The 13,982-nt window shown below is 55.2% G+C and carries 14 protein-coding genes; 8 read left to right on the top strand and 6 right to left on the bottom strand.

The features are described from left to right. Window positions 1-74 precede the first annotated feature (74 nt). Complete coding sequence (locus ABWV47_RS03450) at window positions 75-1,013, bottom strand: alpha/beta hydrolase (RefSeq protein WP_353308447.1); 939 nt, start codon at window positions 1,011-1,013, stop codon at window positions 75-77. Continuing rightward, window positions 1,013-1,303: an SCP2 sterol-binding domain-containing protein gene (locus tag ABWV47_RS03445; RefSeq protein ID WP_353308446.1), complete on the bottom strand. Its 291-nt coding sequence runs from the start codon at window positions 1,301-1,303 to the stop codon at window positions 1,013-1,015. Before ABWV47_RS03445 ends, ABWV47_RS03450 begins: the two co-directional genes overlap by 1 nt. A 37-nt stretch (window positions 1,304-1,340) precedes the next feature. On the opposite strand from ABWV47_RS03445, the gene ABWV47_RS03440 reads away from it, so the two are divergent. From ABWV47_RS03440 to ABWV47_RS03415, 6 genes are all read left to right on the top strand, one after another. Beyond that, complete coding sequence (locus ABWV47_RS03440) at window positions 1,341-2,000, top strand: tetratricopeptide repeat protein (RefSeq protein WP_353308445.1); 660 nt, start codon at window positions 1,341-1,343, stop codon at window positions 1,998-2,000. Window positions 2,001-2,032: 32 nt separating this feature from the next. Beyond that, window positions 2,033-4,915: a helicase-related protein gene (locus ABWV47_RS03435; RefSeq protein WP_353308444.1), complete on the top strand. Its 2,883-nt coding sequence runs from the start codon at window positions 2,033-2,035 to the stop codon at window positions 4,913-4,915. A gap of 4 nt (window positions 4,916-4,919) precedes the next feature. After that, entirely contained in the window at window positions 4,920-5,297 is a 378-nt protein-coding gene (locus ABWV47_RS03430) for an RNA-binding S4 domain-containing protein (protein WP_353308443.1), read from the top strand. Between the two features lie 50 nt (window positions 5,298-5,347). Further along, a complete protein-coding gene (gene fdxA, locus ABWV47_RS03425) occupies window positions 5,348-5,686 on the top strand; it encodes a ferredoxin FdxA (protein ID WP_353308442.1) in 339 nt (112 codons plus the stop codon). A gap of 297 nt (window positions 5,687-5,983) precedes the next feature. Then, the gene (locus ABWV47_RS03420; RefSeq protein ID WP_353308441.1) at window positions 5,984-6,493 is read left to right on the top strand and encodes a CarD family transcriptional regulator; all 510 of its coding nucleotides are present in this window, start codon (window positions 5,984-5,986) and stop codon (window positions 6,491-6,493) included. Window positions 6,494-6,620: 127 nt separating this feature from the next. Further along, window positions 6,621-7,391 (top strand): potassium channel family protein, encoded by a 771-nt coding sequence (locus ABWV47_RS03415; protein ID WP_353308440.1) that lies wholly within the window; start codon window positions 6,621-6,623, stop codon window positions 7,389-7,391. Here ABWV47_RS03415 and cobS read toward each other — a convergent pair. Then, entirely contained in the window at window positions 7,388-8,149 is a 762-nt protein-coding gene (gene cobS / locus ABWV47_RS03410) for an adenosylcobinamide-GDP ribazoletransferase (RefSeq protein ID WP_353308439.1), read from the bottom strand. The two genes, ABWV47_RS03415 and cobS, sit on opposite strands and share 4 nt — an antisense overlap. A gap of 84 nt (window positions 8,150-8,233) precedes the next feature. Here cobS and cobT point away from each other — a divergent pair, with 84 nt between their 5' ends. Then, complete coding sequence (gene cobT / locus ABWV47_RS03405; RefSeq protein WP_353308438.1) at window positions 8,234-9,244, top strand: nicotinate-nucleotide--dimethylbenzimidazole phosphoribosyltransferase; 1,011 nt, start codon at window positions 8,234-8,236, stop codon at window positions 9,242-9,244. 4 nt (window positions 9,245-9,248) lie between these two features. Here cobT and ABWV47_RS03400 read toward each other — a convergent pair whose 3' ends face one another. Next, window positions 9,249-11,132, bottom strand: a complete 1,884-nt coding sequence (locus ABWV47_RS03400; RefSeq protein ID WP_353308437.1) for a monovalent cation:proton antiporter-2 (CPA2) family protein — start codon at window positions 11,130-11,132, stop codon at window positions 9,249-9,251. 29 nt (window positions 11,133-11,161) lie between these two features. Beyond that, the gene (locus ABWV47_RS03395) at window positions 11,162-11,617 is read right to left on the bottom strand and encodes an Lrp/AsnC family transcriptional regulator (protein ID WP_353308436.1); all 456 of its coding nucleotides are present in this window, start codon (window positions 11,615-11,617) and stop codon (window positions 11,162-11,164) included. A 149-nt stretch (window positions 11,618-11,766) separates the two neighbouring features. Between ABWV47_RS03395 and hppD the strand changes: the two genes are divergently transcribed. Further along, window positions 11,767-12,864 (top strand): 4-hydroxyphenylpyruvate dioxygenase, encoded by a 1,098-nt coding sequence (gene hppD, locus ABWV47_RS03390; RefSeq protein WP_353308435.1) that lies wholly within the window; start codon window positions 11,767-11,769, stop codon window positions 12,862-12,864. An 81-nt stretch (window positions 12,865-12,945) separates the two neighbouring features. On the opposite strand, the gene ABWV47_RS03385 is transcribed toward hppD, so the two are convergent. After that, complete coding sequence (locus ABWV47_RS03385; protein WP_353308434.1) at window positions 12,946-13,926, bottom strand: hypothetical protein; 981 nt, start codon at window positions 13,924-13,926, stop codon at window positions 12,946-12,948. Between the last annotated feature and the right edge of the window lie 56 nt (window positions 13,927-13,982).

Raw genomic sequence — 13,982 nt, 5'->3', positions numbered from 1 at the left:
GCGCCATACGCAATCAACAGTCTTCAGGTCAAAAGCGGACAAAGGCAGTGTTCAGTAGCGAACAAAGGCAGTGTTCAGTTGTGTTGCTCAAAAAACGTAGAACTGGCGTCAAAGACATGGCTGCGGCTTTCTGGCACTTCCATCATGACTTCGTGCTCACCTGCATCGATCGTATCAAGCGTGCCGTTGGGCCAGCGCGCCATGCGGTCGTGGATGGCTGGGACGTCAACGATTTGCTCGTCTTTCCCAAGGAAAGTCATACACGGGACGTCGGGTGAGGGCTGTGCCGCAAGGTGGCGACACTCTTTCAACGCTTCATACAGCCAATGCAAACTGGGCCCCGCAAGGGACAGATCCGAATGCGTGGTCATTTGCCGTTGCATATAGGCGTACATGTCGGCGTCTTTGGTGAGCGCATTGCCGTCAAAAGCCTGATCCAGAACATATGTCGTCGCGCTTGTGCCAGGGGCCAGTTTGGTTCCAAACCCAAGCGGCTTTGATAGAGCGCTGAGCACCCAAGCGGCTGGGCGCATCCAAGGGTCAATGTGAATACCCCACATCGGACCGGAAAACGCTGCGGCGGCAACCGGTAAGCCTTCCATCAAAGCGCGCAGACCGATACATCCCCCCATCGAGTGGCCGATAAGGTACCAAGGTTTTGGCGCGTCTATGGCCTTCAAGGCAGCACAGACCGCTGCGACGTCCCGTTGATAGTCGGTGAATTTGGCCACATAGCCAGTGTAGCGGGGGGCCACCAATCGGTCCGCAAGGCCTTGGCCACGCCAGTCGATGGCGACCATGCCGAAGCCGCGTTTGGCAAAATCAGCCGCCGCGCGTCCGTATTTTTCGATGTATTCTGTTCGTCCCGGAAAGAGCAGAACAGTGCCTTTTGACCCGTCTTGGGTCCAATGGGCGAAGCGCAGGCGCACCCCGTCGTCGGCGGTAACCCAATATGCTTGTGCGTCTGGGCCGTCTGAAACGTCGTGATGAAAGGGTGCGCTCTGCAAAGTCATTAGGCCAGCACGCCGCCAAGCTTCATGGCTGCGCCCATATCGCCATCAATCGTCAGCTTTCCGGACATGAACGCCGCAGTTGGGTTCAGCTCGCCATCGAGAATCGCTTGAAAGGTTTCGACGTCTGCGGTCATGGTGACGTCGGTTTCGTCATCTCCGGCACGTACGCCTTCGGCGTCGATAATCAGTGCGCCTTCACCTTCGATGGCAAATTTGGCAGAACCGTCAAAGGCTTCGCCACCCAATTTTTCGCTCAGGGCTGCTACGGCGGCCGAAATGATATCGCTCATCTGCTTGATCCTTCAACTTGTTGTGCGCATCTTGGTTATGTCACGCGCAAGGGCTACAATCATTTACGTTATGGTCAACTTTAATCGTCTTCTCAAACCTACCGTTGCGGCATTTGTGCTGGCAACGGGGTATTTTCAACCTTTTGGTGTATCTGACGCAGCCTTTGCTCAGGAGGCCGGGAACGTGTCGGCAGCTGAAGACGGCGAATCTGTTGTGCCTCCGCAGGATTTGGACAGCTTGATGCAGGCGCTGGCGGATGCTGATCCGGCACAGGCGGGGCGGGTTGCGGGTCGGATCCGCCACGTTTGGGATGCATCAGGGTCTGCAAGTGCCGACTACTTGCTGCGGCGCACGCGAGATGCCATTGACGCGGAAAACATGCAGGCGGCCGTAGAGCACGCCACGGCACTGGTTGATCACGCGCCTGAGTTTGCGCAGGGCTGGGCAGAGCGGGCGCGCGCATTTTATGCGCTGGATCTGTACGGCCCGGCGTTGAGTGATTTGGAGCAAGTGCTGGCGCTCAATCCAAAGCATTTTGATGCCATTATGGGACTGGCGCTGATGCTCGATGAAATGGGCAAGCCGATAGATGCCTATGAGGCTTATCTGCAGGTCAAGGCTATACATCCCCATCAGGCAGGCCTAACAGAAGCCTTGCAGAGACTCCAACCGTTGGCACGCGGCCAAGAGCTTTAAAGACACACGAAGCGAGCACAGGCAACACCATCATGGCCGCAGATCGGCGTATCACAGCCGTGTTGGGACCAACCAACACTGGCAAAACCCACTACGCCATCGAGCGCATGCTGGGATATCGCACAGGTGTGATTGGGTTGCCGCTCAGGCTTCTGGCACGCGAAGTGTATGACCGTATTGTTGCGGCGCGTGGGCCATCTGTTGTGGGGTTGGTGACCGGAGAAGAACGCATTGTGCCGCCACGTGCCCAGTATTGGGTGGCCACTGTTGAAGCGATGCCCGAGGGCATGGGCGCGGATTTTGTTGCGATTGACGAAATCCAATTGTGTGCTGATCCAGAGCGAGGGCATGTGTTCACAGACCGTTTGCTGCGGGCGCGTGGGACACAGGAAACCTTGTTTTTGGGCAGCGATACCATGCGTTCCACAATTGCGGAATTGGTGCCTGAGGCGCAGTTCATGCGGCGCGAGCGGATGTCCACACTCAGCTATTCGGGCAGCCGCAAGATCAGCCGGATGCAACCGCGCTCGGCGATTGTCGGCTTCTCAGTGGACAGTGTCTACGCCATTGCAGAGCTGATCCGTCGGCAAAAAGGTGGCGCGGCGGTTGTGATGGGGGCGCTGAGCCCGCGCACGCGCAATGCGCAGGTGGAGTTGTATCAGAACGGTGACGTTGATTTTCTCGTGGCCACCGATGCCATTGGGATGGGGTTGAACCTCGACATTGACCATGTTGCTTTTGCATCGACCACCAAGTTTGATGGTCGCCGTATGCGGCCTTTGGCGCCAAATGAGTTGGCGCAGATTGCGGGGCGTGCCGGTCGCGGTATGAGCCACGGCACCTTTGGAGTTACGGGTGAGGCACCGACGTTGGATGACGGGGTGGCCGAAGCAATCATGGAGCATCGCTTTACACCCGTGCGCAAACTCAATTGGCGCAGCGCACGGCTTGAGTTTGGGACTGTGGATGCATTGATCCGGTCGCTGGATGTTGGTCCCGACGACCCTTTGTTGATGAAGGCGCGTGAAGCCGACGATCTGAGGGCGCTTAAAACAGTGGCAGCGGAGGCCGAAATTCAGGCGCGTGCCAGCAGCGGCACGTCTGTGAAGCTGTTGTGGGATGTGTGCCGTATTCCCGACTTTCGTGGGATCAGCCATGCTGAACATGCGCAGATGATCGCGCAAATATTCAGCTATTTGCACGAACGGGGCAGCGTGCCTGACGATTGGCTTGCCCGGCAGGTGAAGCGACTAGATCGTACTGATGGCGATATTGACACATTGTCGAAACGTCTGGCCTTTATCCGTACTTGGACCTATGTCGCACAACGTAAGTCGTGGGTAAGTGACGAAAACCATTGGCGCGGGGAAACGCGCGCGGTAGAAGATCGCCTATCGGATGCGCTCCATGAGCGACTGACTCAAAGATTTGTGGATCGGCGCACATCTGTGTTGTTGCGCCGGCTCAAACAGAAGGAGGCCCTTTTGGCCGAAGTGAATGATAAAGGTGAGGTAACCGTCGAAGGAGAATTCGTCGGTCGTCTTGAGGGGTTCCGTTTTAGTGCGGACAAAGAAGCCAGTGGTCAGGAAGCCAAGACGCTTAAGACCGCGAGCTTGCAGGCCTTGGCGCCGCAATTCCATTTGCGTGCTGATCGGTTTTATAACGCGCCGGATACGGAAATCGACTTCACCGAACAAGGTGGCCTGATGTGGGGCGAACACGCCGTTGGTAAACTGGTGGTAGGGGATGACCCTCTGAAACCACGTATCGCCGTGTTTGTTGATGATGAAGCTGGTGCCGATGTGGCGCAAAAAGTTGAACGCCGCTTGCAGCACTTCGTGGATCGCAAGATTGCTGCGCTGTTTGAGCCGCTTTTGAATCTGAGCCGTGACGAAGAGCTGAACGGGCTCGCACGCGGCTTTGCATTCCGCATGGTCGAAGGTCTGGGCATCATCCCCCGTGGTGAGGTCGCCAGCGAAGTGAAAGAGCTGGATCAAGATGCCCGTGGTGCGCTGCGCAAACACGGCATTCGGTTTGGGCAATTCACCATCTTTATGCCGCTGCTGCTGAAGCCTGCGCCAACGCGTTTGCGTTTGGTGTTGTGGTCATTGTCGCAGGGGCTGCAAGAATTCCCTGAGGCGCCACCTCCCGGTCTGGTGACGGTGCCATCTGGTGACGCTACGCCGCGTGGCTATCATGCGATGGCGGGCTATCGCGCCGCAGGTGAGCGTGCGATTCGTATCGACATGCTGGAGCGCCTGGCTGATATGTTGCGGTCAGAAGACAGCCGTGGCGGTTTTGAAGCCAAAGCGGACATGTTGTCGATCACTGGTATGACGCTTGAGCAATTCGCCGACCTGATGCAGGGCCTCGGCTACGCCGCCGAAAAAGACGAGCGCGAAAAAGTCAAAGCCGTCGCCGAAGCACCGAAAAATGATGCCTCAACAGATTCGTCTGACGCAGAGGCCAAAACTGAAGCTGACGCTTCGGTGGAGGTCGACAGCGCAGCGCAGGCAGAGACACCAGCCGAAGGTGACACATCAACAGAGGCTGTTGCCGAAGATGACATTCCGGTCGCGGCTGAGGCAGCTGAGGAACCGGTTGTAGAAACAGCGGATCCAACTACAGTTGAGCCCGAAATGGAGGTGTTTTACACGTTCAAATGGGTGGGTCGTCAGGGTGGCAACCGCAACAACCAACGCAGAGGTGGTCAACAGGGTGGCAACAACCGCCGCAACGACACGCAAGCTGGTGACCGTCCGCGCGGTGGCAAAGGTGGCAAGCCCAAGGGCAAAGGTCCACGTCGTGACAATGGCCCCAAACAGTTCCAGGCACGCCCGCCCAAAAAGGAAAAGGCGATCGACCCGGACAACCCCTTTGCCGCAGCGCTTATGGGGTTGAAAGACAAGGGTTAAACGCGTGAGCGTCCCTACGTCGAAACTTCGGGCCGACAAATGGCTTTGGCAGGCGCGGTTCTTTAAGACCCGCAGCCTGTCAGCCAAAGTTGTCACCGGAGGACATCTACGGGTGAATGGTACCAAAGTTGCCAAAGCCAGCCACAGCATTGCCGTAGGGGATGTTTTGACCTTCCCACAGGCCAAGCACATCCGCGTGATCAAAGTGCTTGGCATCGGGGAACGCCGTGGTCCTGCGCCTGAAGCGCAAACATTGTATGAAGATATGACCCCGGAAGAGAAACCTGTTCCAAAGGCTCCGGGGTCAGACGGAAAAGGGCGTCCTACAAAACGGGATCGCCGCAATCTCGATCTTATGAAGTCTTCCCGCCTTGAAGATTAGGGCGTGCTGATTTAGGCAGATTGCCAAATCTGATGTGAAAGTCCTGAGCTATGACCTACGTCGTCACTGAAAACTGCGTTGCCTGCAAATACACTGACTGTGTCGAAGTTTGCCCGGTGGATTGTTTCTATGAGGGGGAAAACACCCTTGTGATCCATCCGGACGAATGCATCGACTGTGGTGTGTGTGAACCTGAATGCCCCGCGGATGCGATCCGTCCGGATACCGAACCGGATATGGAAAAATGGGTTGAGTTCAATCGCAAATACTCCGAGGTCTGGCCGGTGATTATCACCAAGAAAGATCCGCTGCCGGAAGCTGAAGAGCGCGACGGAGAAACCGGTAAGATGGAGAAATATTTCTCTGAAGCACCGGGCGAAGGCGGGTAAGCTTTCTAACAAGATTGATTCGCTCCGTAAATGGGGAGCGCAGACTGTCCTATTGGTAAAGTTCGAGCTCAAGCGCTTGAAAACACAATGCGAATGACCTTTTTCAGCGCGCTGCGCTTTAAAGGCAGGTGTTTTTGTGTTATATTACTTTCATAGAGGACATAATTGCCTGAGAGCCATCCCCGCGAAACCGCAGAGGGTGGCTTTTTCTACCAGAGGACATTCCGTATCGGGAAACAGCCTTTCCCGAGCGAAATTTTTTGTCTGGGATGATGGGGCTCACAAAGGAAGTATTGCATGAGCAAAGCCAAAAAGAACGAGTTCAGCCCAAACGAATACGTTGTCTATCCGGCACATGGCGTGGGGCAGATTATCTCCATCGAAGAGCAAGAGGTTGCAGGCATGCAGCTGGAGCTTTTTGTGATCTCGTTTGAGAAAGACAAAATGACCCTTCGGGTGCCCACCAACAAGGCGACTGAGATTGGCATGCGTGGACTCAGCAGCCCTGATGTCATCAATCAGGCCATGAGAACCCTGAAGGGCAAGGCTAAGGTGAAGCGTGCAATGTGGTCTCGGCGTGCGCAGGAGTATGAGCAAAAGATCAACTCAGGTGACCTGATCGCCATTGCCGAAGTTGTGCGTGATTTGCATCGCACGGACGATCAGCGCGAGCAAAGCTATTCTGAGCGTCAGCTGTATGAAGCGGCACTTGAACGGTTGACACGGGAAGTGGCCGCCGTTGCAGGTGGTGATGAGGCCGCTGCTGCAAAACAGGTGGACGATGTGTTGGTGTCTCGCGCCGCATAAACAAAACTGATCGAAGAATTTGAGTAGGGATCGCAACGTCTTGCGGTCCCTTTTTTGTGCGTGATTTCAGGCCAAACCGTTGCATGGGGCCAAGTCATGACGTTTACTTCTGCTTAGGGAGTGCCGCATGGAACAGCTTAAGGTCACCGTTGAAAGACTCTATACGGCACATACGCGCGGTGCTGTGAAATTCAGGTATGCGCTGATCGTATTTGATTTTGTCACTATTCTGTTTTTCATCGCAACTGCGCACGTCCCTTATGATCCTGTCTTGGTCTTTGCGAGCCGACTTACGGGTGTGATCATTTCTCTGGATCTTGTGGCGCGGTGGTGGATCGCTGAAAACCGTCGTTTTTTCCTGAGCCGCATTTACACTCTGGCAGATATCATTGTGGTTGGGTCGTTGTTTATTGATCCTTGGTTGCAGGGTGACTTGGAATTTCTCAGGGTGCTTCGTGGATTGCGACTGATCCATTCGTACCACCTTCTCTATGACCTTCGAAAAGAAAGCAGATGGTTTCGGAACCACGAAGATGCGGTGCTTGCGACGATCAATCTCTTTGTCTTCGTAATGGTGACATCAGCGACGTCTTTGGTGTTTTTTATTGACACCACCGACAGTGCAAACCCGTTTATTGATGCGATGTATTTTACTGTCGCGACGCTGACCACCACCGGCTACGGCGATATCACGTTGCAGACGCCCGGCGGCAAGCTGTTTTCCATTTGTGTGATGGTTGGTGGTGTGGCGCTGTTTGTGCAGCTTGCACAAGCCATCATTCGACCGCAAAAAGTACGTCACAGATGTGGAAGCTGCGGCCTTCTACGACATGATCCGGATGCGGTGCACTGCAAACACTGCGGTGCTTTGGTGTGTATTGACACGGATGGAGCTTAGAGCTGTGCCAAAATCACCAAGGCGTACAGCAGCGCGATTTCGGTCACTTGCTGCGTGGCACCGAGTACGTCACCGGTTTGACCGCCAATCTTTACCCGCGCAGTGGCCGAACACAGCGCCGCCATTACGAAGGCCACAGCTGCCAAAACCACGCCGCTGATACCCACACAGCCAAAGGCGACAACTGTGGCAAGGGCAAAACCTGTGATGGCTCCAGTGCGTGGCGCCCGGCCCTGCGCATGACTGAGCCCGTCGTTGCGCGCATGGGGCAGGGCGGTCATGACCAAAGTCATATTGGCGCGTGACAGCATTGCCACGGCAATCAAGCCAAAGAGCCATACATCGGCCTCCAGAAGGATGGTAATGGCCCCCCAGCGTGCCGCTATGGAGAGCACAAGCGCAATCACTCCGTAAGCCCCAATCCGGCTGTCGCGCATGATTTCCAACCGGCGGGCTTTTTCCCAGCCGCCCCAGAAGCCATCGGCTGTGTCGGCCAGACCGTCTTCGTGCATCGCACCGCTCATCACCACAATGGCCGTCAACCAGACAACGGCCGCCAAGACCGGTGGCACGCCGAGCCACAACAGCGCAGCGGTTGGCAAAGCCGCCAACAGCGCCAATACAGCTCCAACCATGCCGTAGGCCCAAGACGCCCGTGCACCTCGGCTGAAGTCCGCTTTCACCGGCAGTCGCGTCAAAAGTGCAATGGCCGTGTTGATGTCGCGCGGGCGAAATGGTGACGTGTCGGAACTGTCCATAGCTGCGTCTTTTTCCTGTCTTGCCGGGGGCTGGCAATGAGGTAAACAGCGCTAACGTTAAAAATTCAACAGGAGCCCCGCCCGATGTCTGCAGAATTTTCCACTTTGGCCGCTTTCACCGCATTGTTGGCAGGGGCACCCGGTGTCGATCAGAAGGCCATGGGTGAGGCCGAGGCACGTAACGGCCAATTGACCAAGCCGCCTGGTGCGTTGGGTCGCTTGGAAGACATCGCTATTTGGTATGCCGGTTGGCGCGGTACCCCACGCCCCAACATTGAGGCGCCTCAGGTGATCGTTTTTGCGGGCAACCATGGTGTGACCAAACAAGGTGTGTCAGCTTTTCCTGCTGAAGTGACCGAGCAGATGGTTTTGAACTTTCAACATGGCGGCGCAGCAATCAACCAGCTGAGCAAAGCTGCCGGTGCTGATCTGGATGTGATTGCGTTGGATCTGGACACACCCACCGCCGACTTCACCCAGGGGCCTGCGATGAGTGAAGCGGAGATCGTTGCGGCGCTTTCCGCTGGCTGGAATGCGGTGAATCCTGACACCGATTTATTGGTTGTTGGGGAAATGGGCATCGGCAACACCACCAGTGCTGCAGCGATCGCACATACCCTCTATGGCGGCGCAGCGGAAGATTGGGTTGGACGCGGAACCGGCGTGGGAGATGCTGGCCTTGCCAACAAGGTGCGCGTGGTGCGTGAAGGCGTTGCAATCAATGACACACCCAAGGGGCTTGAGGCGTTGCGGTGTCTTGGTGGTCGTGAGTTGGCTGGAATGGTCGGTGCAATTGCACGAGCGCGCAACCTACGTATCCCCGTGATCTTGGACGGGTTCATTGCCACAGCGGCGGCTGCAACGCTTGCGGATGCGGTTGAGGGTGCGCTCGATCACGTTGTTGCGGGCCATGTCAGTGCAGAAAGTGCACATGGCGCGTTACTTGCGCAGTTGGACAAACGGCCGATTCTAGACCTGAATATGCGGCTCGGAGAAGGCTCGGGGGCGGCAGTTGCGATCAACATCTTGAAAGCGGCTGTGGCTTGTCATTCGGGGATGGCCACCTTTGCTGAAGCAGGTGTTTCAGACGCCTGAGCGACTAGGCCTCTTTCTTGCTGTCTGGGTCCTCATCAAACTGAGACAGCAACACCGCCTCCAGTTCGCTTTCGAGTTCTTTGGCGCGGGCGATGTAATCAGCATTGCGCGTCGGTGGGATATCTTCGCGCCAGACCTCGGCCAGTTCTTGCACAGCGTATCGGTCATGTTTGTAAAACGCCTGTTCGGCGCGTGCGGCTTCATATTCGGTGAGGCCGATGTTCTCCAGAACATAGCGCCCGGCGCGCAGAGAGCTGTCAAACATCTCTCGTACAATGTCATTTGCGCCCGCCTTATAGAGGCGAAACACGGCGCTGCGATCACGTGCGCGCGCGATAATGTGCAGGTCAGGACGTTCTTTGCGCGCGTATTTCACGAGTTTGAGCGCCGCATCTTCACTGTCTAGAGTGACCACGAGAACACTGGCTTCTGAGAGCCCGGCTGCGTGCAGAATTTCAGGGCGCGTTGGATCTCCAAAGAAACCTCTCACGCCAAAGTGCCGCATATTTTCAATGGTTTGTATGTTGTGGTCCAGGACAATGGTCTCAAAGCCGGACGCCCGTACCAGTCGGTTGACGATCTGCCCGAAGCGGCCAATCCCGGCAATGATTACAGGTCCTTTGTGATCTATTTCATCCGGTTCTTCCTGTGCTGGCTCCAGATCACCAAACTTCCTCGCGATCCTCTCAAACAGAATAAACAAAAGCGGCGTGATCAGCATGGTCAAGGCGACCACCAAAAGAAGACGCTCGCCAATTTCGGGCGGAATGACAAATTGTCCTGTGGCCGTGGTGATCAGCACAAAGCCAAATTCACCGGCTTGTGCGAGGCCAAGCGTGAACAGCCAAAGACCGCGACGCCGCAGACCAAAAGCGCGGCCCAGAAGATACAGCACAACCGCCTTAAGCGCGATCACCGTCAGTGCAAGACTAATAATTTGCACCGGAGCGGACAAAAGAACCTCAAAGTCGATTTGTGCACCCACGGTAATGAAGAACAGCCCAAGAAACAGGCCCTTGAACGGAGCGATGTCACTTTCAAGTTCATGTCGGAATTCAGAGTTGGCCAAGAGCACGCCCGCAAGGAAAGTGCCAAGAGCGGGAGAGAGCCCTACCAAGCTCATCAGCAGCGCGATGCCCACCACAATCAACAAGGCCAGCGCGGTGTACATTTCCGGCAGGCGTGCGGCGTGGATAAACCGAAATACCGGTCGGGTCAGGTACATGCCGCCAAAAACGATTGCTGCCACGGCCGCAAGTGTTACCAGCGCCACGCCCCAACCGGGCAGGCCTTCGACAAGCGACAAGCTGTGGCTGGTGTCGGCGTGTTGTGGCACAGTGATCGACCCATCGGCCATCATCTGTGGCAACGCGGCGCCTGCGAACAACGGCAAGATCACCAACATGGGAATGACGGCGATGTCTTGGGTCAGAAGGACAGCAAAGGTCGCCCGGCCACCGTTGGTTTGCATCAAGCCCTTTTCCGTTAGGGTTTGCAGCACAATAGCAGTGGAGGAGAGGGCAAAAATCATGCCACAGGCCACCGCGACATGCACCGGCAGGGAAAAGGCCAAGGTCAGTATGAAAACGGCCGCCCCAGTGAGGCCAATCTGCAAACCGCCCATACCGATCAATTTATGCCGCATTGCCCACAGCGCGCGGGGGTCCAATTCCAGACCAATGATGAACAACATCATCACCACACCAAACTCGGCATAGTGCAGCAGTTCATCCGCCTCATGGGTGCCGACCAAGCCCAGCACTGGGCCAATCAAAATACCTGCCGCTAAGTAACCAAGCACGGAGCCCAAGCCCAACCGGGCGGACAGGGGGACCGCGATGACAGCTGTCATCAGGAATATGGTTGCAGTGTATAGGGCGTCTTCCATTCGTTGGTCCTGTTTGGGGTGCGCGTAACCTATGTAGGCAGAGGAGCATCTTTTTTGAGTTGATCCATGACAATTTGACTCTGCACGCGGCTGACCGCCGCATGAGGTAGCAGAACCTCGTGAATGAGTTGGTTGAGGGCGGAGAGATCGTTGCAATATGCACGCAGCAAATAGTCGGCATCACCTGTGAGCGTCCATGCACTGACGATTTCAGATCGGGTGCTGATCAAGGTGGCAAATTTCTGGGCCTGTTCGGGCCCGTGTGTGCCCAGCTGTACCTGAATGAACGCCTGTACCGTGAGGCCCAGTTTGGCAGCGCTCAAACGGGCAATGTAGCCTTCGATAAAGCCTTCGGCCTCAAGGCGTTGGCGCCTACGACCAGCTTGACTGGGCGACAGGTTAAGGCGCTCACCCAGTTCTTGAGAGGTCAGGTGTGCGTTTTGTTGCAGCGCGGACAGTAGCCGCAGATCAGTGTCATCAAGCATGTGCGTGTTTGTTGCGTAATTTCAGGGATACATGCGTAGTGTACGCACAAAAACCTAATAATGTATATCACTTCGCGGCAAATACGCGTCTAATGAGGCGTATTTTGAGCATAGCGAACAAATGTAGCCCAAAAAAGAGGAGACGCACCATGGGTCCTTTCCCACATGACGCCCCACGTGCAGAAATTTCTGACTTCAATCCAGCTGGCACAGACGGATTTGAGTTTGTTGAATTCGCCCATCCAGAGCCACAAGAGCTGCGCGATCTGTTCACAAAGATGGGATACGTGCATGTCGCCAATCACACATCAAAGGCGATAGAACTATGGCAACAAGGGGATGTGACCTACATTCTGAACAATGAGCCGAGCAGCTTTGCGGCACGGTTTGTGGCCGAGCATGGTCCCTGCGCACCGTCTATGGGGTGGCGTGTCGTGGATGCAGAGAAAGCAGTGGCGCATGCTGTTGCCAAAGGTGCGGAAGTTTATGATGCAGAAGACAAGACGCTGAACTGGCCCGCAATCAAGGGCATTGGGGGGTCCTTGATCTATTTCACAGATCAATACTATGACACCTCACCCTTCAACGAGGAGTTCAACTGGCTGGTGACCTCCAAGCCCGAGGGAGATGGCTTCTTTTACCTCGATCACCTGACGCACAACGTGTTCAAGGGCAACATGGACAAGTGGTTCAAATTCTACGGTGATCTGTTCAACTTCCGTGAAATTCGCTTCTTTGACATTGAGGGCAAATTCACTGGGTTGTTGTCACGCGCGCTGACATCGCCCTGTGGTAAAATCCGCATCCCGATCAATGAGGACCGCGGTGAAACCGGCCAGATCGTCAGCTATCTCAAGAAATACAACGGCGAAGGCATTCAGCACATCGCCGTTGGCTCTGATGACATTTATGCCTCCACCGATGCGATTGCCGAAAAAGGCATCAAATTCATGCCTGGCCCCAATGACGCGTACTATGACCTTAGCAAAACTCGCGTCGTGGACCATGACGAGCCGCTGGATCGCATGAAGAAACACGGCATCCTGATTGATGGCGAGGGTGTCGTGAACGGTGGCGAAACCAAAATCCTGCTTCAGATATTCTCCAAAACCGTCATCGGTCCAATCTTCTTTGAGTTTATCCAACGCAAAGGGGACGACGGCTTTGGTGAGGGTAATTTCAAAGCGTTGTTTGAAAGCATCGAGCAAGAGCAGATCGAAAGCGGCGAAATCCAAGCCGCTGAATAAAGCAAAGCCAGTCTCACACCAACCGCGGTTGGTGTGAGCGGAGCGTCGCTTTTCCGCAAGGAGGGCGGCGCTTTCTGATGTTCAGTTTTCCGATTTTTTCAGTGTTTCTTTGGTGATAGGTTTGATTTTCGAACCGGTCTCTTCAACTGCGATGTCTTCTTTCTTTGCGTCGGAAACCTTCGAAGTTTTCGCGGCTTTCTTCTTGTCGGCCTTGGCCTTTTTGCGGGCTTCTTTGTCCGTTTCCGGATCGGGAATGTCGAAGCCTTCCTCCTCTAAGTAACCGATAAATGTCTCGTTGAACTTGCTGCGGTATAGCTCAGATGGCACCGCTTCGATAATCAATTGCAGCTTGTAGATCGTCAGGCCGGCAATTTCGTTCCAGAGGTTGACGGCGTCGGTCACGCGGCAGTGTGGTCTGACTGAGGCAACCACTGTCTGCGTGCCACGCAGAATGGCCCAATTGACGATAGAATACGTTTTGATGTCTCCGCGTTCAGCGTCTGTTGCGCTGACCACTCGATTACGCATCAATCTATCAGGACCGATGTTGCAGACCATGTTGGTCTTGGCAAAGGCCTGGCCGCGATCGCTGGGATCATAGTCTTTCTCTTGCTCGGCGTTGGAGACTTGGCCACGGGCCTCAATCGAAAGCGTGGCGATAATGGCTTCTTGCTCTGCGTCACAAATGGAAATGGGAAAGGTCATCTGGACGGGAGTGCCTGTTACGTTTTCTGTTTCGATGATGCGCTCGAGTGTGGCCACGCCGTCTTTTACCCCATTCACGATGACCCCTGGAGCGGGCGTGCCGGTGATCAACTGTGGGATCAAGTCGGTGAGATAAGTCAAAACATCTTTGAGGTCGGACGTGTCTGAGGCGACGGTGCTGTAGTTGGCCTCCAAAGTGATCTCAACCCGGTCAAGGCAGTCTTCGTCTTTCGGAGATCGCACAACAGTTAGAAAATGGTCCAGCGGTTTGCTCTGTCCAAAGCCCCGCAATATAAGGCTCAGATCGTTTTTTGAAATGGCAGCTTTGATGGTATCTTCGGTGACGGAAAAGCCCATGGGAAACTCCTAAAATCGGTTTGTAAAAATGCAAAAAGACGCAAATGTGCTTGGGA

The organism is Shimia sp. NS0008-38b (genome assembly GCF_040370365.1).
Taxonomy (GTDB): domain Bacteria; phylum Pseudomonadota; class Alphaproteobacteria; order Rhodobacterales; family Rhodobacteraceae; genus Shimia.
Note: the sequence above shows the minus strand (reverse complement) of the source record. Positions and strands in the feature narration are given on the sequence as shown.